Origin of the sequence: Mycobacterium mantenii (assembly GCF_010731775.1) — a bacterium.
Taxonomy (GTDB): domain Bacteria; phylum Actinomycetota; class Actinomycetes; order Mycobacteriales; family Mycobacteriaceae; genus Mycobacterium; species Mycobacterium mantenii.
The window spans coordinates 3864300-3885471 of sequence record NZ_AP022590.1; the positions used below are offsets into that span (position 1 = coordinate 3864300).

At 68.9% G+C, this 21172-nt stretch carries 15 protein-coding genes and 1 tRNA gene; 8 read left to right on the plus strand and 8 right to left on the minus strand.

Annotated elements, in window-relative coordinates; genetic code table 11:
* Positions 1 to 39 precede the first annotated feature (39 nt).
* From G6N50_RS17490 to G6N50_RS17510, 5 genes are all read right to left on the minus strand, one after another.
* On the minus strand, positions 40 to 1200 hold the full coding sequence (locus G6N50_RS17490) for a DUF7159 family protein (RefSeq protein ID WP_083098474.1): 1161 nt from the start codon (positions 1198 to 1200) through the stop codon (positions 40 to 42).
* A 140-nt stretch (positions 1201 to 1340) separates the two neighbouring features.
* Positions 1341 to 2750 (minus strand): DUF7159 family protein, encoded by a 1410-nt coding sequence (locus tag G6N50_RS17495; protein WP_163650860.1) that lies wholly within the window; start codon positions 2748 to 2750, stop codon positions 1341 to 1343.
* A gap of 246 nt (positions 2751 to 2996) precedes the next feature.
* Complete coding sequence (locus G6N50_RS29745; RefSeq protein ID WP_197748076.1) at positions 2997 to 5000, minus strand: DUF7159 family protein; 2004 nt, start codon at positions 4998 to 5000, stop codon at positions 2997 to 2999.
* A 107-nt stretch (positions 5001 to 5107) separates the two neighbouring features.
* On the minus strand, positions 5108 to 5680 hold the full coding sequence (dcd, locus tag G6N50_RS17505; protein ID WP_083099860.1) for a dCTP deaminase: 573 nt from the start codon (positions 5678 to 5680) through the stop codon (positions 5108 to 5110).
* Positions 5681 to 5709: 29 nt separating this feature from the next.
* On the minus strand, positions 5710 to 6345 hold the full coding sequence (locus tag G6N50_RS17510) for a hypothetical protein (RefSeq protein ID WP_179970026.1): 636 nt from the start codon (positions 6343 to 6345) through the stop codon (positions 5710 to 5712).
* A 214-nt stretch (positions 6346 to 6559) separates the two neighbouring features.
* On the opposite strand from G6N50_RS17510, the gene G6N50_RS17515 reads away from it, so the two are divergent.
* The 3 genes from G6N50_RS17515 to G6N50_RS17525 all read left to right on the plus strand — a co-directional run bounded on the left by G6N50_RS17515 (position 6560) and on the right by G6N50_RS17525 (position 10938).
* Positions 6560 to 6633 (plus strand) — tRNA-Gly (locus G6N50_RS17515).
* 150 nt (positions 6634 to 6783) lie between these two features.
* The gene (locus tag G6N50_RS17520; protein WP_083099857.1) at positions 6784 to 7587 is read left to right on the plus strand and encodes a mycofactocin-coupled SDR family oxidoreductase; all 804 of its coding nucleotides are present in this window, start codon (positions 6784 to 6786) and stop codon (positions 7585 to 7587) included.
* A gap of 147 nt (positions 7588 to 7734) precedes the next feature.
* Positions 7735 to 10938 carry a serine/threonine-protein kinase gene (locus tag G6N50_RS17525; protein WP_083099855.1) on the plus strand — a complete coding sequence of 1068 codons (3204 nt, stop codon included), beginning with the start codon at positions 7735 to 7737 and terminating at the stop codon, positions 10936 to 10938.
* Positions 10939 to 10947: 9 nt separating this feature from the next.
* Here the strand turns inward: G6N50_RS17525 and G6N50_RS17530 are convergent, their stop codons facing one another.
* Positions 10948 to 13569: an ATP-binding cassette domain-containing protein gene (locus G6N50_RS17530; RefSeq protein ID WP_083099854.1), complete on the minus strand. Its 2622-nt coding sequence runs from the start codon at positions 13567 to 13569 to the stop codon at positions 10948 to 10950.
* A gap of 362 nt (positions 13570 to 13931) precedes the next feature.
* Here G6N50_RS17530 and G6N50_RS17535 point away from each other — a divergent pair, with 362 nt between their 5' ends.
* Positions 13932 to 14747: a L,D-transpeptidase gene (locus G6N50_RS17535; protein WP_083099852.1), complete on the plus strand. Its 816-nt coding sequence runs from the start codon at positions 13932 to 13934 to the stop codon at positions 14745 to 14747.
* 192 nt (positions 14748 to 14939) lie between these two features.
* On the opposite strand, the gene G6N50_RS17540 is transcribed toward G6N50_RS17535, so the two are convergent.
* Positions 14940 to 15470: a hypothetical protein gene (locus G6N50_RS17540; RefSeq protein ID WP_232068773.1), complete on the minus strand. Its 531-nt coding sequence runs from the start codon at positions 15468 to 15470 to the stop codon at positions 14940 to 14942.
* 468 nt (positions 15471 to 15938) lie between these two features.
* Between G6N50_RS17540 and G6N50_RS17545 the strand changes: the two genes are divergently transcribed.
* The 4 genes from G6N50_RS17545 (at position 15939) to G6N50_RS17560 (ending at position 19661) form a co-directional block, all read left to right on the plus strand.
* Positions 15939 to 16277: a DUF732 domain-containing protein gene (locus tag G6N50_RS17545; protein WP_083099849.1), complete on the plus strand. Its 339-nt coding sequence runs from the start codon at positions 15939 to 15941 to the stop codon at positions 16275 to 16277.
* Positions 16278 to 16475: 198 nt separating this feature from the next.
* Positions 16476 to 16820, plus strand: a complete 345-nt coding sequence (locus G6N50_RS17550) for a DUF732 domain-containing protein (protein ID WP_067837517.1) — start codon at positions 16476 to 16478, stop codon at positions 16818 to 16820.
* A 49-nt stretch (positions 16821 to 16869) separates the two neighbouring features.
* Positions 16870 to 18273, plus strand: a complete 1404-nt coding sequence (locus G6N50_RS17555) for a mannitol dehydrogenase family protein (RefSeq protein ID WP_083099848.1) — start codon at positions 16870 to 16872, stop codon at positions 18271 to 18273.
* Positions 18270 to 19661 (plus strand): FGGY family carbohydrate kinase, encoded by a 1392-nt coding sequence (locus G6N50_RS17560; RefSeq protein WP_083099846.1) that lies wholly within the window; start codon positions 18270 to 18272, stop codon positions 19659 to 19661. Before G6N50_RS17555 ends, G6N50_RS17560 begins: the two co-directional genes overlap by 4 nt.
* Here G6N50_RS17560 and G6N50_RS17565 read toward each other — a convergent pair.
* Positions 19658 to 21148 carry a bifunctional phosphatase PAP2/diacylglycerol kinase family protein gene (locus G6N50_RS17565; protein WP_083099845.1) on the minus strand — a complete coding sequence of 497 codons (1491 nt, stop codon included), beginning with the start codon at positions 21146 to 21148 and terminating at the stop codon, positions 19658 to 19660. The two genes, G6N50_RS17560 and G6N50_RS17565, sit on opposite strands and share 4 nt — an antisense overlap.
* Between the last annotated feature and the right edge of the window lie 24 nt (positions 21149 to 21172).

A 21172-nucleotide genomic window follows, 5' to 3' on the forward strand; every position in this document is an offset into this window, starting at 1 on the left:
GGCACTCGGGTACCGGCCCGGACCGGACCGCGCCCCGGTCTACGGGGACGGAATTCCCGTGCCCAGGTGGCGTTGCAGCCAATCCTCCCAAAGTTGATGGTCGTCGGAATGAGGCGAGGGTTGCGGTGGCGACGCCGGCGCCTGGGGCGGTGGCGACGCCGGCGCCTGGGGCGGTGGCGACACCGGCGCCGGCGACGGTGGTTCCGGCGCTGCCGGCGGCGAGGGCGGGCCCGTCGGGCCGGCGTCCGGATTCTGCGGCGCGACGACGTTCGTGCTGACGTCGGGCGGCTGGTCCGCGTGCGGGCGGATACCGAAGACGAGGGCCAGCGCCAACGCCACGATGCCGCCGACGAAGACCGTCGTCACGGCGGCGATCGTCAAGATCGACTTGCGGCTGCGCCGCCGGCGAGACGGGGCGTCGGCATGGGCATCGGATGCCGGGTCGTCTTCGGCGCTGTACGCGAGTTCGACGGCAGCGACCGAGGCGGTATGCGCGGCCGGCATCGCCACCGTGCGCGGCGCTCCCAGTCTCGCGTTCGCCGCGGCCAGCGAGGCGCCGCGTGCCAGGGCCATCTCGGGTTCCTCGGGTGTGGTCACCGACAGCGCGGTCGCCGCCTCGAGCGTCGGCTTGATCGACGGAATGTCGACCTCCGAGCCGACCAGAAACACCCCGTCGGGTCGCGCGCTCATCGACTCGGCGTCCGAGACCATCGCGGTCAGCTTCGCCAGCGCGGCGTCGTCGCTGCCGGGCAGCGGGTGCCGGTGCACGTCGGTGACCGTCCCGTCGGAGGTGTCGACGACTGCCAGGGTCGCGCTGCTTGCCTCGACGAGCAGTAACGCGGTGCGGGCCCAGTTCGTGGCGCTGCCCATGGCCTGCGCCAGCGCGGCCGCGGCCATGACCGCCGAGACCAGCATCACGTTCTCAATCTTGCGTGACTTCAACGCGTCTCGCAGCGCCGCCGCCTTGACGGGGTCGGTCCAGCTCACCCCGCTGGATTTGACCCGATACCCGCCCTGGGCGGCGCTGTCCCGGGTTCCGAGAATGGCTGCGACGACGTGATTCGCTGCGGCGACAGGGCTTTCATCACCCGCGACATCAAAACCGTCCTGATCGACAGTCACCCCGCCGGCGGCTTCACCTTCGATGAGCACCATGCGGACTGTCTCAGGTGCCATAGACACGCCAAGTACGACATCCACCGCTCCTCCAGATCATCCGAAATTGGTTGCTGTGCCATGTTTGAGAGGTAACCGAACTCACAGACAGTTCTGCCGCGGCCACACCCCCAATTCGCCACCCTAGCGCGCCGGGTCAGGTACGTCCGTGAACGGCGAACGCGCTACCTGTGGCCGTGACCACCCCCGAAGCCGTGGCCGCCGAAACCATGACCACCACCGAAACCATGGCCGCCGCCAAATCCGTGACCGCCAAAGAGGCCGTGACCGCCAAACGGACCCTGATTACCGAAGGGGCCGTGGCCACCACCCAGCCCGGGGACCGGCAGGCGGGGCGGCGGGACGAACACCGGGGGTGGCAGGACCGGTATGGGCGGAGCGGCGGGAGGCGGCGGGGCGATGGGAGCCGGCGGTGCGACGGGGCGTGGCGCGGCCAACGGCTGCGGCGGCGCAATTTTCGGCTGAGCCTGCACTGGCGGCCCAGGCTTGGGCGGCGCCGGCGTAGGGGCTGGGACGACGATGTTCTCGTTGGGGCTTGGCCGCAAGGCAACGGTCGGGCGAATGCTGATCGCCAGCGCGATTTCCAGGGCCACCACCGCGGCGATGAAGATCACCGCCAACGTGCTGCTGACCAGCAGGAGAGACTTGCGCCGGCGGGCGCGTTCGTCCAGGCCGATGAGGGTTTTGGCGTCAGCGTCATCGTCGGCCACGGCGCTGTAGGCGACGTTGGTTTTGCCCTGATCGACGTCGGCGGCCAGAGCCGCGATGTGGCTGCGGTATTCGGGCCGATATCCCGGCACCAGGCCGGGATATTGTCCGGCGAGGACGAGCGGGTCGACCTCTCCGGTGCCCGGATCCAGCGCGTAGGCCAGCGCGGCCGTCGACGACGCGAACAGCGGCGCATTCGCGGCCGCCAGCGCGGCGCCTCGCGCCAGAGCCATCTCCGGCTCGTCGGGCACGGACAACTCGAGTGAGGTCGCGGCCTCCAACGCCGGCTTGATCAGCGGGATGTCGACGCCGGAACCGACCAGAACCAGGCCTTCCGGATGCGTTTCGAGCGCCTCGGCGGCGGCCATGTCGACGAGTTCGGCTACCGCTTCGTCCTCGTCGTCCGCGAGGACCCTGCGGCGCACCTCCGAGACCGAACCGTCGGCGGTGTCGACCACGGCCAGGGTTGCGCTGTACGGCTCGACGAACAGCAACGCGGTGCGCGTGTAGTTGGTGGCGTCGCCGACAGCCTGCGTCAGCGCGGCCGCGGCCATGAACGCCGAGACCAGCATGACGTTTTCGACCTTGTGGGCGATCAGCGCGTCGCGCAGCATCGCCGCCTCGACGTGATCGGTCCAGGCCACACCCGTCGACAGCAGCTGGTAGCCGCCCTCGGTGGCGCCTTCCCGGGTGCCGAGAATCGCCGAGACCACTTCGTTGGGGGCAGTGCCGGGCGCGGCGGTGCGTTGGGTGTCGACGTCGAAGTCGTCCTCGTCGACGGTGACCCCGTCGGCGCATTCGCCTTCGACCAGCACCATGCGCACCTTCGTCGGCGTCATCGAGACGCCGAGCACGATGCCCACCACCGTTAGGCTCCCCTGCTCATTTCGCTGCGCTGCTCAATGCCCCCCATCGGCAGCACCACTATTCAGCGATCACCAGGGATTTCCCGCCGCAGCAATGCGTGGCCCGCGTGCCCGCATATATTGCTGGGCTGATGAAATTCTGGCGGGTGAGGCGATATTTTTTGGCCAGCCTCAATATCCCAACCTTACCCGCGTGATCTAGGCAGGGGTAAGCGCCAATCACTGTGGGTTGCTTGGCAAACCGGGCTAGTGGTGGCCGCCGCCCCCACCGCCACCGCCGAAGCCGCCACCGCCGTGGCCGCCGCCGAAGCCGCCGAAGCCACCGCCACCAGGGGCCGGCGCGTGACCGCCGCCGAAGCCGCCGAAGCCACCGCCACCAGGGGCCGGCGCGTGACCGCCGCCGAAGCCGCCGAGGCCACCGCCGCTGGGGCCGCCCGCGGGCGGTGTGGGAACGTGGCCGCCGCCCAAGCCGCCCGGAACGCCACCAGGCGCCGGGGCGTGGCCGCCGCCCAAACCACCCGGACCGCCCGAACCCGGGGTGGGCACGTGGCCGCCGCCCAGGCCGCCCGGTCCGCCGGAACCCGGGGTGGGCACGTGCCCGCCAGCCGAGCCCGGTGTCGGAACATGGCCGCCACCCGAACCACCCGAACCACCCGGGCCGCTCTCACCCGGCGTGGGCACGTGGCCGCCCGGTCCACCCGAACCCGGCGTGGGAACGTGCCCGCCACCCGAACCACCGGAACCGCCCGGACCGCTCTCACCCGGCGACGGATTATGGCCGCCGCCGTAGTTACCGGGGCCGTTCGGCTTGGGAGGGGTGCCTTCACCCGGGGGCATCTGGTGCGGCGGTGATTGCGGAACGCTGCCGCCGGCCTGCGGGGGCGACGGCGGCTGAGGGATGTGCACCGGCGGCTGGGGCTGCACCGGTTGCGGGATGGACAGGTGCGGCGGGACCGCCAGCTGCGGGGGGTTGTCGACCGGGTTGGGAAGCGGGATGCGGACCGGCACCGGAACCGGGACCGGCGGGACCACAACGGGGGCCGGGACAACCGGGGCGGCGGGAAGCGGAGGGGCCGCGGGTGGCGGAACCGCGGGCACCGGCGCGGCGACCGGGGGGCTCAACGGCTGGGGTGCCGCCACCGGGGCGGGCTGGCTGAGCTTCGCCAGCGGTTCGGACGCCTGCACCGGAGCCGGGGCCGGGGCCTGCTCGGGGACAATGAGGTGCTGGCCCGGGGTGGGCTGCAGCGCAACGGTTCCCGTCGTGCGGATGCCGATCGCCAACGCGATCTCGAGCGCCAGCACCGCGCTGATACCGACCACCGCCAGGCCGCTGCCGACCAGCAGGACCGGCCGCCGCTTCGGCTGGCTCTCTTCGGGAAGGAAGAGCTTCTCGATGACGACGGTCGGTGAATCGGCGTCGTCGTCTCCCACCGCGCTATAGGCGAGCTCGTCGTCACCGGACTCCGGCCCCAACGGAACATAGAGGTATTCGGGAAGGGAGTACTGGTCGACCGCGCCGGTGCCGGGGTCCTGCGCGTAGGCCAGCGCGGCCGTCGACGAGGCAAACAGCGGCGCGTTCGCCGACGCCAGGGCCGCACCGCGGGCCAACGCCGTCTCCGGCTCCTCGGCGACACTCACGTCGAGGAACGTCGTCGACTGCAAAACAGGTTTCAACGGCGCGACGTCGATGCCCGAGCCGACCAGGAACAGCCCGCCCGGCGGGAGTTCCAGCTTCTCCATCCCGCCGACCATCGCGCTGAGCTGCTCGGCGGCGTCGCCGTAGGACTCGGCGTGGATCTGTTGCTTGTAGACGTCCGGAATGGAACCGTCAGAGGTCTCGACCACCGCCAGCGTCGCGGTGTCGGGCTCCACCAGCAGCACGGCAGTGCGCTCGTAACCCATTGCCCCGCCGACGTTTTGCGCCAGCGCGGCCGCGGCCAGGAAGGCCGAGACCAGCATCACGTTGTCGATCCGGTGAGCGGCCAGCGCGTCGCGCAACGCCGCGGCTTCGAGGTGATCCGTCCACGTCACGCCGATGGACGACAGCTCAAGGCCCGCGTCGACCGCGCCTTCGCGGGTGCCGAGGATGGCCGATATCACCTGGTCGGGCCCGGTCGCGGTGGCCGGATCGTCGGCGTCGGTGACGTCGAATGTGTCCTCTTCCACCGTGGCGCCGTCGGCGTATTCGCCTTCCAGGACGACCATTTGGATCGATGACGGTGCCATCGACACCCCGAGCACGATATCCAATACAAACCCCTCCAAAGGTATTGCACGATGAACCATGGCCAGGCGGAGGAAAAAACCACGGCTAACTAAGTATCGCGCAGAAGGGGAACGCGAGAGCCCCTCAGAACCTATGTAGTCCTTATGAAGTTCTGATAGGAGCGCGACGGGGTCGGTCCTCGCTGGCCCTGATACTTCGAACCTACTTGCTTACTGCCGTAAGGGTGTTCGGCAGGACTGGTCAACCGCAGAATGCACAGCTGACCGATCTTCATGCCCGGCCAGAGCGTGATCGGCAGGTTGGCGACATTGGACAGCTCCAGCGTGATGTGACCGCTGAAGCCGGGGTCGATGAACCCGGCGGTCGAGTGCGTCAGCAGGCCGAGGCGGCCCAGCGACGACTTGCCCTCCAGGCGCCCCGCGAGGTCGTCGGGCAAGGTGATGAGCTCCAGCGTCGAGCCGAGCACGAACTCGCCGGGATGCAGCACGAACGGCTCACCGGCGACGGGTTCGACCAAGGTGGTCAGCTCGTCCTGTTGCTTGGCCGGGTCGATGTGGGTGTAGCGGGTGTTGTTGAACACCCGGAACATGCAGTCAAGCCGCACGTCGATGCTGGACGGCTGCACCAGGCTGGCTTCGAACGGGTCGATGCCCAGCCGCCCGGTGGTGATTTCGGCCCTGAGGTCGCGATCGGAGAGCAGCACGCGACGAGCCTAGCCGCTGCCGAACGCGTTCAGCGGAGATAGACCTCGTTGCCGCTGGGATACCCGCCCCCGAAGGTCGTGACGTGCACGTGGTCGTAGTGCCCGAGCCGGCTAGGCTGCGCGCCGCCGGGCGTGTAGTAGACGCCCCGCCAGATCGCATCCTGGATGCCGAACCGGTTGGCGTGCTGCAGCACGTAGGCGACGATCGCATCGCCCAACGCGATGCCCTCGGCCGACTCCGGATTGGGAATCATCACATCGAGCGCCAGGCCGAGGGGGTGCCACGGCAGCGCATCCGGCCGCACTCCGCCGATCTCGTGGATCTGGGGGAAGTCGGCGGTGATGCTGCGCGCGGTCAGGATCGTGCGGATCTGCATGCCCTGTTCCGATGCGATGTCGGCGGTCAGGAACCGGGCCCGGGTGTGATACCGCGACGCCGCGGCGGGCTCGCCGTCAGCGAATCCCTTAATCAGCCGATTCGACGCCGCGGTCACGATTTCCACGCAGCAAGGGGCGGCGTGCTGGACAACGGATTTGGCCTCGTCGTCGTGCGCAAATGGGTGTACGTCCGCCGACACCGCGAAGAACGCCAGGGCGGGTGCGAGCACCGCAGCCAGGGACACCGACGGTTTGCGGCGCTTCCTGGCTAATTCGTGTCGACCCATCCCGAGCACATTACGTTGCGATAACGAAATAATAAATGCGGGCCCGTTAAGAATCGCGCCATAGCCCGCTTAGATTCGGGCATTGGTGGCGTAGCAAGCCGGCGGCGATGTTTGGTCGTGGCGCTGGTACGACGCCGCGGGCGACGGTCGTCGCGAGGCCGCCCTTACGGACCGGCATCCGCGGCGCCGGATGCTAGCCTGCTGAGGCGACTGTGCCGATGTAGTTCAATGGCAGAACATCAGCTTCCCAAGCTGAATACGCGGGTTCGATTCCCGTCATCGGCTCCACTTTTCGATCAGCGCGTGCGACCCGAGCGGGTCGTCGCGCCTGACGGTCCGCTCAGGCCGGTGCAGCACCCAAACCCCGCCCACAGCAATCGGTTTCATAACCCCACCCGGCGCACCGGCATGCGCCTAACCCGCTGGTAGCTTTACCCCATGGGTGCCTTGGATGGACGCGTGGCCTTTATCACCGGCGGAGCTCGAGGGCAGGGCCGCGCACACGCGTTGGCGCTGGCGGGCGAAGGAGCCGACATCGTCGTCGCCGACGCGCCGGCCGCGATGACGGACCTGACCTACCCCTTGGGCACCGAGGATGACCTGCGGGAAACGACCAAGCTGGTCGAGGAGCTGGGCCGGCGGTGCGTGCCGCTCACCCTGGACGTGCGCGATTCGGCCGCCGTCGGCGCCGCGATCAAGCAGACGGTCGCCGACATGGGCAGCCTCGACATCGTGGTGGCCAACGCCGGAATCGTCAGCACCGGGCTGCTGGAAGACGTCAGCGACGTGGTGTGGCAACAGCTGATCGACACGAACCTGACCGGCGCGTTTCACGTCCTGCGGGCCGCCATACCGGTGATGCGGCAGCAGCGGTTCGGCAGGATCGTGGTGACCTCCTCGATGGGCGGCCGCATGGGCATCCCCGAGCTGGCCGCCTACAACGCCACCAAGTGGGGCGTCATCGGCCTGGCGAAGTCCGCCGCCCTGGAGGTCGCCAAGGAGGGCATCACGATCAACGTCGTCTGCCCGACCACAACCCAGACACCGATGGTGCAACCCACCGGAAGCGATGACGTCCCCGACGACTTGGTGCGCCGGATGACGAAAGCCAACCCCATACCGCAGCCCTGGCTGCAACCCGAGGACGTCAGCCGCGGCGTGCTCTATCTGGTCACCGACCCCGGGGTCATCACCGGAAGCGTGCTCGAGATCGGCCTCGGGGGCAGCGCGCGCATCCATTGACCAACGGCTGAGAAAAGCGTCCCCGCGGGTCCGGCGGGCAGCGCGTCGCGCCGTCAAATGAGGTGTTCTGAATCCTTCAGACGGCGGCTGAATGTTCGCTACGCTTGACCCCGATTCATAAGTCGCCTGGGAAGTTGGGGCCAGGTAATGGCTGAAAGACCCAAGGCTCGCGCCCGGGCGCCGGGACCGAGCGAGATCGTGGCGGAGTTAGCCGCGGCCGGATTCGACAACGCGCGCCAAATCGCCCGGGGCGCCGCCGGAGTGGTCTATTGCTGCCGCGAGACGGCGCTGAGGCGAAACGTGGCCATCAAGGTGCTACCGACCTTCATAGACGAGGCGAGCCGGGAACGATTTCTCCGCGAGGGCTACGCGATGGGCGGACTCTCGGGACATCCGAACATCGTCAATATCCTGCGGGTCGGCGTGACCCCCGGAGGCCGCCCCTACATCGTCATGTCGTACTGCCCCGCGGGTTCGCTGGGTCTACGGGTGCAGCGCGAGGGACCCATCGCCTGGCCGGAGGCGGTGCGGATCGGGGTGAAGCTTTCCGGCGCACTGGAAACCGCACACCTGAGCGGCACCCTGCACCGCGATATCAAGCCGGCGAACGTGCTCGTCAACGACTACGGCGAACCCCAATTGACCGATTTCGGGACCGCCCACGTCGCCGGGGGGTATGAGACGGCGGCCGGATTGTTCTCCGGCACAATCGATTACCTTGCGCCCGAGGTGATGGCGGGCGATCCCGCGACGGTCGGCAGCGACGTGTATTCCCTTGGTGCCACCATCTATTCGCTCATCGCCGGCATCGCCGCCTACGAGCGCCGCGGCGGCGAAGACCTGCTTGCGCACTACACGCGGATCAACAGCTCGCGGGTCCCGGACCTGCGTCCCAGTGGAATCCCCGACGCGGTGTGTCTGGCGATCGAGATGGCGATGTCGCCCGACTCGGTTGAACGGCCGGCCTCGGCGGCGGAGTTCGGTCGCGCGTTGCAGGAAAGTCAGCGCCGCAACGGATTGAAGCCCGACGCCATGGCCATCACCGCCGTCGGTGCCGGTTCGGGGAGCACGATGGGCACCTGGTCGGGTCCCTCGAAGGCGCGGACCCTGTCGCCCGGCGGCCGTAGCGGGACAACGGCCACACCGGCGTCGAGACCGCCGCGGATCGCCAAACCCGGCCAAAGGAATTCCGACTCCGAAAGCGCCACCTCTCTGATCAGCCCGCTCAACGATCGCGGAAACACGGCGGCATCGTCGCGGCCGCCCGGCGCGCAGCACTCCGCACGACACGGTCCCTCGTCAGACACACGGAGGCCAGTTCCCTCTGCGCCGAACACATCTGAGCCCACCGAGGCGATCGCCGAGCACACCAGCGTCACCGACGCGATCACGTCGTCGGGTTCTGCGGACCCACCTGAGGTCGCGCGGCGCGGGCCGGCCGCCGGGGCGGTGGCGTGGTTGAGTTCGTCGGGCAAGAAGCGGAACCGCGTGACGGCGCCGTTGATCGGGGTGGCGATCATCGTGGCCGTGCTGGTGCTGGGCAGCGGCGTCTACGTTCTGCTCACGCAGGGCAACAGACACCACAACGCCGCCGCGAGTCAACCGAGCGGCCCGACGGTGAAGTGGCGGCCGATCACGAACGCACGCATCGCGCGCCAGGCGGCGGCAACCACGCAGGCCGACGGCACCATCTGGATCTTCGGCGGATTGGGCAGCAACCGCGCCCTCGTCGCAAACCACGAGGGCTATGACCCCGTGATCGACAGCTGGAAAAGCGGCGACGATCTTCCGGTTCCGGTTCAGCACGCGATGTCGGTGACCTGGCAGGGCAACCCGATCGTGCTCGGGGGCTGGCGCACCGCAGGGCCGCAAAAGGTTGCCACCGACCAGGTTTGGCGGGTGGTCAACAGCCACTGGGTCGAGCTGCCCCACATGTTGCAGCCCCGGGCGGCAGCGGCGGCGGCGGAGGTGGGTGGACGCATCATCGTCGCCGGCGGGGTCGATTCCAACGGTGCGCTGCTGAATACCGTCGAGATCTTCGACGGCAACGCCTGGACCCTGGGCACCCCGATACCGACTCCCCGGCAGATGCTGGCCGCGGCGTCGGACGGAAAGCTTGTCTACACGGTGGGCGGCAGCAACGGAACCACCGACCTGCCGACGGTCGAGGCCTATGACCCCGCCGCGAAAAGCTGGACGCGCCTGCCCGACCTTCCCCAACCGCGCGGCGACCTCGGCGCGGCACTAGTCGATCGGCGCCTGGTCGCCGCCGGGGGGCAGTCGGCGGGGCAAGTCCTCAAGAGCGTCTCGGTACTCGATCTGACCACCAATACGTGGGGCGGCTTGCCGGACATGTCGACGGCGCGACACGGCATGGCGGTCGACGCAGTGGGACAAGCCGTGTACGCCATCGGCGGCTCGAGTGATGTCGGCGACGGGCAGGCGACCTCGTCGGCGGAGGCACTGCAGCTGCCGGCGCGCCAGATCCAGCCGGCGGCGCAGTGGCGTTCCCTGCCGGACGCGCCGACGGCGAGGTTGATAACGGCATGGACGGTGCTCGACGACAAGATCTGGATCGTCGGCGGCCTGCGCGACGGAGTCGCGCTGCAGACGGTCGAAAGCTTTGACCCGCGCACCGGCGTCTGGCAGACGCAACCCGCGCTGCCCATCCCACTGCACCACGCCGCGGCGGCAACCTATCGCGGCGAGGTGGTGGTGCTCGGCGGCGCCAGCAGCGACCTCACCCAGGCGTCCAACAAGGTGTTCGCGCTGCGCGGCGGCAAGTGGGTCGAATTGCCCGGCCTCACCCACGCCCGCGCGGCACTGGCGGCCGCCGTGGCCGGGGACAAGCTCGTCGCCATCGGCGGTCAGAACGCCAAGCAACTCGTCCCGCAGACCGAGGTCTTCGACGGCAACTCGTGGCACGACGCCGCCAACATGCCCACCCCGCGCGAACATCTGGCGGCGGTGTCGGACGGCACCTACGTGTACGCGGTCGGCGGAAGATTCCTGTCGTCCGACAAGAACTCCGCGGCGTTCGAACGGTTCGACCCGCAATCCGGGGCGTGGACCAAGGGGATCGACATGCCGACCCCCCGTGGCAGCTACGGCGCCACGTTCATCGATGGCCGAATCCTGGTGGTCGGCGGTGAGGAGCCGACGCAGGTGCTGGGGGTGGCCGAGATGTACGACATCGCGGACGGAACCTGGACCACCCTGCGTCCCATGCCCACGCCGCGCCACGCCGAGGTGGTCGCAACGGTGGGCAACACCGTCTACTGCATCGGTGGCGCGAACCGGCCCACCCACGAAGGCCCGGTTGCCACGGTCGAGGCCCTGGACTTCACCTAGCCGCGGGGATCAATGCCGCTTGAGCCGGCTGCGCCACCCCACGAATCCCGCGTACACGACGGTCAACAACGCCAACATGCCCACGTCGAACAGCCACGTTTTCGCCGTGTGCTTGAAGTGGCTGTCCTTCGGGGCGAGCGGCCCGGGCTCGATCGCCCACAGGTCGACCGTCGAGGCCTGCGCCGCATACCCCCAACGCGAGGGCACCGCCCACGACATCTGGTCGAGGCCGATCCGGTTGGTGACCGGCACCATCCCGCCGCAGAGCACCAACTGCAGCATCAGAGACACCACCAGCAGCGGCATGATCTGCTCGTTGGACCGGGCCAGGGACGACAGCACCAAGCCGACCATCGCCGCGGCGACGCACATCGCGGCGGTGGCGACGTACAGCTCGAGCGTGGCGCTGCCGAGGAGAAGGGCCGGCCGGGTCGGCGCTCCCTTCCCCAGGATCGTGATGGTCGTCGCGATCGCCGACTGAATGACGGCGAACACGAAGAACACCGCCATTTTCGCGAGCAGATACGCCTTGGTGGACAGGCCGACCGCCTGCTCTCGGCGGAAGATGGGGCGCTCGCCGATGAGGTCGCGGATCGTCAGCGCGGTACCCATGAAGACGGCGGCCATGGTGAGCAACATCAGCACCGAGCCGGGCTCATCGGAGCCTTCACCGTTGGGGTCGGCGACCCGGAATCCCGTCGAGCCCGGAACGGTGAGCGCCAGCGCGCCCATCACGAACGGCAGCAGCGCCAGAAAGATGAAGTAGGCGCGGTCGGAAACGATCAACCGAACCTGGCGGCGCGCGATCGTGGCGAACTGGCGACGGGTGCTGGACCGTGCCGGGCTCCCCAGATCCGCCGGCTTCTCCGCTTCGGCCGCGGCCGGCGGCGGTTTGAGCTGGGCCAGGAAACGACGGTTGGCTTCGTCGGGGTCCGCGCCCACCATGCCAAAGATCTTGGCCCAGTTGGTGGTTCCCATGGTTGCTTCGATTTCGCCGGGCGGGCCGCAATACGCCGTCTTGCCGCCGGGCGCCATCAGCAGCACCTGATCGCAGAGATCGAGGTAGCTCAGCGAGTGCGTCACCACCAGCACCACGCGACCGGCGTCGGCCAGCTGTCGCAGCATGGTCATGACCTGCAGGTCCAGCGCCGGATCCAGGCCCGAAGTCGGTTCGTCGAGGATCAGCAGCGACGGTCCGGTGAGCAGCTCGAGTGCCACCGAGGCGCGCTTGCGCTGCCCACCGGACAGCTTGTCGACCCGGGTGTCGGCGTGCTTGGTCAACCCGAGTTCTTCGATCACCTGCGCGACGACCTGCGCGCGGTCCTGTTTGCTGGTATCGGGCGGCAGCCGCAACTCCGCGGCGTAGCTCAGGGCCTGGGTCACCGTCAGCTGGCGGTGCACGACGTCGTCCTGCGGCACCATCCCGATCCTGCTGCGCAGAGAGGCGAAACTGGTGTGAATGTCGTGACCCTCGAACGTGATTGAGCCGGCGCTGGGACAGGTGGCCCCGGCGATCAGCCGGGACAGCGTGCTTTTCCCGGCCCCCGACCCGCCGATGAGGGCGGTCAACGTACCGGGTCTGGCGGTCAGCGAGACCTTGTGGATCAGCCGTTTGCTGTCGACTTCGAAGTCGACCTCGCGCACTTCCAGCCCGCCGGTGCGGGTGGCCGCTTCGGCGCGGCGAAGCAGGATTTCACCGTTGAACACCAGGTCGACGTTGCCGATCGTGACGACGTCGCCCTGGGTCAGCGGTGCCGACAGGACTCGGGTGCCGTTGACGAAGGTCCCGTTGATGCTGTGCGCGTCGTGGATCTCCATGCCGTTCGGGCCCGGAACCAGGTAGGCGTGCTGGCGCGAGGCCAATACGTCCGAGATGACGATGTCGCTGTCTTCGGCGCGGCCGATCACGGCGGCGCCCGTGGGTGGCGCCGTGAGCTTCGATCGGGAGCGCTGCACCGCGCGGCGCAGGTTGGTGCTGTCGAACTGCGCGGCTTCGAGTGCTTCCGCTCCGATTTCGGTCAGCGGTTGGCCTGGCGCCGACGGCTGGGCGGGCCGTTCGGGCGGCGGTGCCGGCTGGGGTCCGCTGGTGGGCGGCCGACTCGGGTAGCCGACGGCGCGGGGCGGCCCGCCGAACTGCTGCGATGTCGGTGGCGGCGGCCCTGCGTGGGTGTAGCGAGGCGGCGCGGGTTGCGGCCGGGCGATGCGGGGCGCAGAACCGTACGCCTGGCGCGGGGGCTCCGGACGCGATGGCCGCGCGGTGCCGGGGCGCGCGATGGCCTGCATTCCCTCCACCGTCGGCGGTAGCTGGCCCACCGCCCTGTCGTGGTTCCCCGTCGAGAAGCTCAACCACGGCCCGTCGGGGCCTCCGATGTTGATGATCTGGCCGTCGCGGATGTCGACCGCGGGCACCCGGCCGCCGTTGACGAACATCCCCGTCGGCGACCCGTTGTCGATCGCCACCCATTTGCCCCGATCGAAGCGCAACAGCAGGTGCGCGCGGGAGATGAGGGGATGGGCGACGCGCATGTCGGCGCGGAGGTCACTGCCGACGACGACATCGTGGCCGGCGGCAAAACTGCGCCGTGACCAGTTAGATTGAACCGTCAGCACGGGCGGTGCGGGCCTGCTCATTCCCATAAGTATTCGACCCGCCGTCGCGAAGCGCCAGCAGTTTCGCCATATTGGTCTGCGGCCCGCGATCGCATTTGCTGGGCGAGCTCACCGCCGCCACGGGCCGAGCGGTCGTGGGCGAAGCGTCACGGGCGGATCACAACGCGATCGCGATTCGGCGCAGCCACCCCGTCAGGCTGGCGTTGTCGGCCGCGGTCATACGCGCCTGGTCACGGCGCCGCAATCACGCCCCCGGACTAAACGCTCCTTGGCCAAACCGTGATCGTCGCGTGGCCAAATATCAACGCGCCCTTACGCTTCCGCAGGTCAGCGCACATTTATCATCCCTATTGCAACTATGTCAGTTAAAAGGAAATGGAGCCATGCGGACGGGTGTTCGGTGTGTTCTTGCGGTGATTGGAGTCGCTGCGAATGTGGTCGTGGCGCCGGCGGGTGTAAGCGTGGCGGCGGCCAGCGAGTCGCATGGTTTCGCGATCGCGTCGGTGCTGCCGGCGCGCGACGAGGTCGTGGGTGTGGCGCACCCCGTGATGGTGAAATTCCGTGCGCCCATCACCAACCCGGCCAACCGGGCGGCCGCCGAGCGTGCCGTTGACGTCAAATCGACGCCCGCGATGACCGGCAAGTTCCAGTGGCTCGACGACAAGGTCGTCCAGTGGGTTCCGGATCGATACTGGCCGGCGCACAGCACAATTGCGCTGACCGTGGGCGGGGTGTCCACCGAGATCAAAACGGGCCCCGCCGTCCTCGGCGTTGCCAGCATCTCCGAACACACCTTCACCGTGAGCATCGACGGCGTCGAGGCGGGACCGCCGACCTCACTGCCGGCGCCGCACCACCGGCCGCACTTCGGGGAGCAGGGCGTGATGCCCGCCTCGATGGGCAGGCCGGAATACCCGACGCCCGTCGGCTCGTACACCGTGCTGTCCAAAGAGGAAGCGGTGACCATGGATTCGAGCAGCGTCGGCATCCCCGTCGACGACCCCAACGGTTACCTGCTCACGGTCAATTACGCCGTCCGCATCACCAGCCGCGGCCTGTTCGTGCATTCCGCTCCGTGGGCCGTCAACTCACTGGGACTCGAAAACGTCAGCCACGGCTGCATCAGCCTGAGCCCCGACGACGCCGAGTGGTACTACGATCACGTCAACGTCGGCGACCCGGTGATCGTCCAGGAATAGTTCGCATTTCCCGAAGCTCCGCACCCAGGCGCAAGCCGGGTGCGGAGCTTCAATCATTTTGACGGCGTGGGTGTTTCATCGCCGCTAGGCCGGGAGGCGTTGGCCGGTCACCGAGCCACCGGTCGCCGACAAACGAAACAAGCCCGCTGGCATCACACCAGCGGGCCCGGCCCGTGTAGAGACTTATCCGCCTCAGCTCGCGCCCGAGGGACCGGGGCGAACCGGCTGACCGTCCACCGGCCCGCCGGTGGGGGCCGGACCGGTCGGTGCGTCCTTCACTCCGGACATGTCGATGATCGGCGCGGCCGCGTCCAGCGGCGCGCCGGCGGCCGCCGGCCCACCAAGGGCGATCAGCGGCGCACCGGCCGGCACGACCGGCACGGGCGGCACCACCGGCACCGGCGGCGCAAGGGGCAGCGGCGGCACGATCGGCAGCGGAGCGCCTATCGGCAGCGGCCCGGGCACGGCCATCGGCACGCCGGACATGTCAGTCATCGGCGCCGCGCACATACCGCCGGCCGCAGGTGCACCCGCGGCGACGGTGCCGGCGGCTGCGGCCGGACCACCGGCGGCCGGTGCCACCTCGCCCGACTGCCCCTCAATGCACGCGTGGCCGCCCGTAATCAACGGGGCGGCCGCCGCGTCGGGGCTCAACGCGATCGCAGCTCCGCACAACCCTGCGCCGGCAACCACTTTGATGTTGAACCGATCGACGATCGCCATCAGCTTCAACTCTCCTTTTATTCACGCTCAAGCTATTTCGGCATTCTTTTGGTGCAGCAGGCCCGCCTAGCCGTACCGAGGCCGCATTTCACGACCGGGCCAATTGTCAGCAGCCGACGCGCAACACGCGCCACGCCGCACCGCGCCGTTTCCAAATGGTGACGTCACAACGGGGTCACGACTCGACACGCCCTCGGCCGGCGCCGATCGACCTGCACGAACGCCCTTGCGCCCTACGGCCGCCTAGCGATTCGCGCCGTGGTCGGGCGGCGGATCGGTCAGGGGACGGCCCGCGACGCGAACGCCGGGCACGGCCGGCGCGGTTGGCCGATCCGACTTCTGTTCCCACGGACTTTAATTTTCCGCAGGTCATTCACAGGAAACTGTTGGTGAACAATTACTACCCTGAAGGTTACGTAGAAGTTAACATCGTGATTAGAACGGTTGATGCTCAGAGGAGAAGGGACTATGTCGCGACGTCGTCTCGCCACCGGGTTCATCGGCTCGGCCGTACTCGGTGGCCCACTTCTCGCCGGCCTCATCTGGGCCGGCCCGGCGCAGGCCGACGCGGCCGGTTTCCTCAATGACATGCACCGGGACGGCATCCACGCCGTCACCGGAGGCGACGCGGCGCTGCTACAGGCGGGCCTGAACGTATGCCAGCAGCTGTCATGGGGCGCCCCCGCATCCCAGCTGGAAGGCCTGGCGCTGCAACGTTCCGATGACAGGCAGGGCGCCGGTGGGCTCACTCCCCAGCAGGCCGACGACATCGTCGGTTACGCCCAGCGGGACCTGTGCCCCAGCTAGCAGCCGTCCGACCTCTCGCACATCGCCCATCCATAAGCACGGCCCGGGACGGCCACGCGCCAATCCGCACGTATGGCGTGTCCGCCCACCGGTCTTTGCCGACTATTCACCCTCCCGATTTGTTTGCGCAGCGGGTTTTCGCACTTTTGTGTAAAAGTGCATCATCCGCATCGGGCACACACATAAGGAGAAGGTTGCATGGCGGCACGCAGGCTTTATGGCCGGTTCATGGGAGCGGCGCTGGCGAGTGGCCCACTTCTGCTCGCCGGGATCCTCTGCGCCGGCCCGGCGCGGGCCGACCAGGCCGCCTTCCTCAACGACCTGCACAACGCCGGGATCCACGCCATCAACGGCGGCGACCCGGAACTGTTGCAGATGGGCGCGGACCTATGCCAGCAGCTTTCCTGGGGAGCCTCACCCCAACAGCTGGAAGGGCTGGCGCTGCAACGCTCAGACGCCGACCAGGGAACCGGCGGGATCAACGGTCGCCAGGCCGCAGACGTGGTCATCTTCGCCCTACGCGATCTGTGCCCCAACGCCTGACGGCGAGTTAGCCCCCGCGCTGAGCGGTCCGCGCTAAGGTGACACTCGAGTGAAGCTGAACGCACGGAATCTGACCCGCCTGAAGATTCCCGTCCCGATCTATGACCGAAGCCAAATCGGCATCGGCATAGCGCATTTCGGCGTCGGCGGCTTTCACCGCTCCCACCAGGCCATGTACGTCGACCGCTTGCTCAACGCCGGGCTCGCCCGGGATTTCGGCATCTGCGGCATCGGTGTGCTGCCGGGCGACCAGCGCATGCGCGACGCGCTGCGCGGCCAGGACCACCTGTACACACTGATCCTCGAACACCCCGACGGCACCCGGCAACCGCGAGTCATCGGCTCCATCGTCGACTACCGTTATGCGCCTGATGATCCCGACTCCGTGATCGATCTGCTCGCCGATCCGGCCACCCGGATCATCTCGCTCACCATCACCGAGGGCGGTTACCAGCCGCCGCTGAGCGCGGTGTTCGGGTTGGTGGCGCAGGCGTGCAACCGGCGACGCGAGCGCGGCCTGTCCTCCCCCACGATCGTCTCCTGCGACAACATCGCCGGGAACGGAGACGTGGCGCGACGGGTCTTCACGTCGTACGCCGAGCGGATCAATCCCGAACTTGCGCAATGGATGCGCGAGGAGACCACCTTCCCCAACTCGATGGTCGACCGGATCACACCGGTGACCACGCCCGACGTCCTCGAGCGCCTCGGCTCCGAATACGGTGTGGCCGACGCCTGGCCCGTCACCGCGGAACCCTTCGCCATGTGGGTCATCGAGGATGACTTCGCCGACGGGCGCCCACCGCTGGATCAGGCCGGTGTGCAACTCGTCGACGACGTGGCGCCGTACGAGGCGATGAAGCTGAGGCTGCTCAACGCCAGCCATCAGGGCCTGTGTTACTTCGCTTACCTGGCCGGGTATCGGCTGGTACACGAAGCCGCCCAGGACCCGCTGATCGCCGAATTCCTTGCCCGCTATATGAATTCGGAAGCCACGCCGACCCTGCAGCGCGTCCCGGGGCTGGACGAGTTCCGGGCCGGGCTCCTGCCGCGCTTCGCCAACGCCTACATCCGCGACACCGTGGCCCGGTTGTGCGCCGAGTCCTCGGACCGCATCCCGAAGTGGTTGTTGCCCGTGGTGCGCGACAACCTGCGCTCCGGCGGCCCGGTGCGCCTGTCGGCGGCGATCGTCGCCAGCTGGGCGCGCTACGCCGAGGGCGTCGACGAGCAGGGCCAACCGATCGAGGTGGTGGACCGCCTCGCCGACACCCTGGTTCCGATCGCCCGCTCCCAGCGTGACGACCCCGCCGCCTTCCTGGCCAACCGTTCGGTATTCGGCGACCTCGTCGATCACGAGCGCCTCCGGGACGCCTATCTGTGGGCGCTGGATTCGCTGCACCGGCACGGCGCACGCGCCACGTTGCGAGCCCTGATCGGGGCCGCCGGATCGTGACGCTGGTCGCCGGCATCGACTCCTCGACACAGTCCTGCAAGGTGCTGGTGTGCGACGCCGCCACCGGCAAGGTGGTCCGCGAGGGACACGCCAGTCACCCGCCAGGCACCGAAATCGCCCCGGCGGCATGGGAAATCGCAGCCCATGGAGCCATCGAGGCCGCGGGCGGGCTCGATGGCGTCGACGCGCTCGCCGTCGGCGCGCAGCAGCACGGCATGGTCTGCCTGGACGCATCCGGACAGGTGATACGCCCCGCGCTGCTGTGGAACGACGTGCGATCCGCCGATGCCGCGCGCGCCCTCGTCAGCGAGCTGGGTGGCGCGCGGGCGTGGGCCCGGGCCGTCGGCGTCGTGCCGCTGGCCGCGATCACGGTGGCGAAATTGCGGTGGCTGGCCGACCACGAGCCGGCGCACGCGGACCGCACCGCGGCGGTCTGTCTGCCGCACGACTGGTTGACGTGGCGGCTGCGCGGTGAGGCCGACGTCGCGGCGCTGACCACCGATCGCAGCGACGCCAGTGGCACCGGCTACTACGACGCCGCAACGGGCGCTTACCGTTTCGATCTGCTGGAACTGGCCCTGCGCGGCCGTCACCCCGAACTGCCGACCGTACTGGAACCTTCGGGCCGAACCCGCAGCAGCACAGGACTTTTCGGAGCCGGTCTCGGCGACAATGCCGCCGCGGCGCTGGGCCTGGGCGCCGAAGAGGGCGACGTGATCGTCTCGATCGGCACGTCGGGGGTGGTGGCCGCGGTCGCCGCGGACCCCGTCCGTGACGACGCGGGATTCGTCGCCGGATTCGCCGACGGCGCCGGGCGCTACCTCCCGCTGGTGTGCACCCTCAACGGCGCGCGGGTGCTGGATGCGGCCGCCGCGATGTTGCGGGTCGACCACGACGAGTTGTCCCGGCTCGCGCTGTCGGCGCCGCCGGGCAGCGCGGGTCTGGCGCTGGTCCCCTACCTGGAGGGCGAACGGACTCCGAACCGGCCCAACGCAACTGGTGCGCTACACGGCCTGCGCCTGTCCAATGCGACGTCGGCCAATGTGGCCCGGGCCGCGGTGGAGGGGCTGCTGTGCTCGCTCGCCGACGGCGTCGCCCACCTGGCCGCGCACGGCGTCGTCGCGCGCCGCATCCTGCTGGTCGGCGGCGGCGCCCAATCCCGGGCACTGCGCGAGATAGCCCCCACGGTGTTCGGCATGCCGGTGCTGGCACCCACCCCGGCGCAGTACGTGGCGTTGGGCGCGGCGCGGCAGGCGGCGTGGGCGTTGAGCGGATCGCCCCAACCGCCCGCGTGGCATCCGCCACCCACGGACGAATACGCCGCCGGCCCCGCACCCGAGGTACTGGCGCACTACGCGCGGGTGCGCGACCTGACCGAGGGGATTTAGTCGCAGGGTCGGAACACCGGAAGCACCCGGTACTTGGCGCTGAAGCTGGCCTTTTCGTATTCGTCGCCGACCTCGCCGTCGCAGGCGATGACCGTCGGGCCGTCGACGGCGGCGAAGCTGAACTCCGGCACCTGAAGCTCGTGATAGAGCGGGCTGCGCTCCAACCCTCCCAGCGCGAGCGCGGCCAGGATCCTGGTCCGCGCCCACCGTCGTCCCGCTTCGAGCATGCGGACGTCGATCAGGCCGTCGTCCATCCGGGTCCGTCGCGCCGGCGCGAACCCGGTGGGCAGGTACAGGGAATTGCCAAGGAAGAACAGCGATGTCAGCAGCGTCTTGTTGTCGTACGAGATCCGGACGGGCTCGTCGCGGCGCAACGTGTGCAGCATGGCGTAGAGGCCGGCCAGCGGCTTGCCGATGCGCTTCTCCAGTTTTTCGCGCTGCTGCACGAAGGTCGGGTAGGCGCCGATGCTGGCGGTGTTGAGGACCATCTGACTTTCGTTGAGGCACACCAGGTCCACGCACGCCACGCTGCCGCGCCGGATCGCGTCGACGGTCTTGGCCACGGTGTCACAGCCGATGTCCTTGGCGAAATGGTTGAACGTTCCGGCGGGAAAAACCGCCAGGGGAAGTCCGGCGTCGATGGCCACCCCGGCGGCGGCCGCGACGGTGCCGTCACCGCCGCCGACGGCAAGCACCTCGGCGCGCTCGGCGGCTTCGCGCAAGACCTCCACCGGGTCATCGTCGGGACCCAATTCGTGGATGTCGACTTTCGGCAGTGCGTCGCGCACCTCGTCGACGACGCGTGCCCCGGTGCCGCTGCCCGACTCCGGATTGATGACCAGCACCACCCCGGCGCCGTCGGGCCGTTCGGGTGTTTCGACGCGAAGCGGTTCGGTCTTGGGGAGGGCGGTTTCGGCGATCGGCGGGACGAGGCGGCCGCCCAGCACCGCCAGACCCGCCCCGATGCCGAATCCGGCGATGACATCGCCGGGGTAGTGCGCGCCGGTGGCCACCCGCGACAGACCGACCAGGCCGGCCAGCAACGCCAGCCCGAAACCCACCATCGGGTTCTCCAAACCCACCCCGACGGCGAACGCCGCGGCGCTCGCGGAGTGCCCGGACGGGAAGGAATTCGACGTGGGGCGGCGGCGGACCTGCCGGACCAGCGGCACCAACTCATACCCCGGACGCTGTCGCCGGCGGACGCGTTTGGCGACCTGGTTGGTGACCAGGCTGGTGGCAGCGAGCGTCACCACACCGCGCGTCGCGCCGCGCTGGGCGCTCTTGTTCCGCGAGGCCATCAGGGCCGCGGCGATGGCGAACCACAGCTTGGAGTTGTCGGCCACCCGGGTCAGCGGCGGCATGATCGTGTCCAGCAGCGGGGTGTCGGTCTCGGCGATGGCGTCGAAGATCTCTCGATCGAGCGTGCCCAGTCCCCGGGTGATTTGTTTGATGCCGCGCGCGCGTTGCCAGGGGCCCCTGTTCATTCGCTACACCCTAAATTGGTCAAA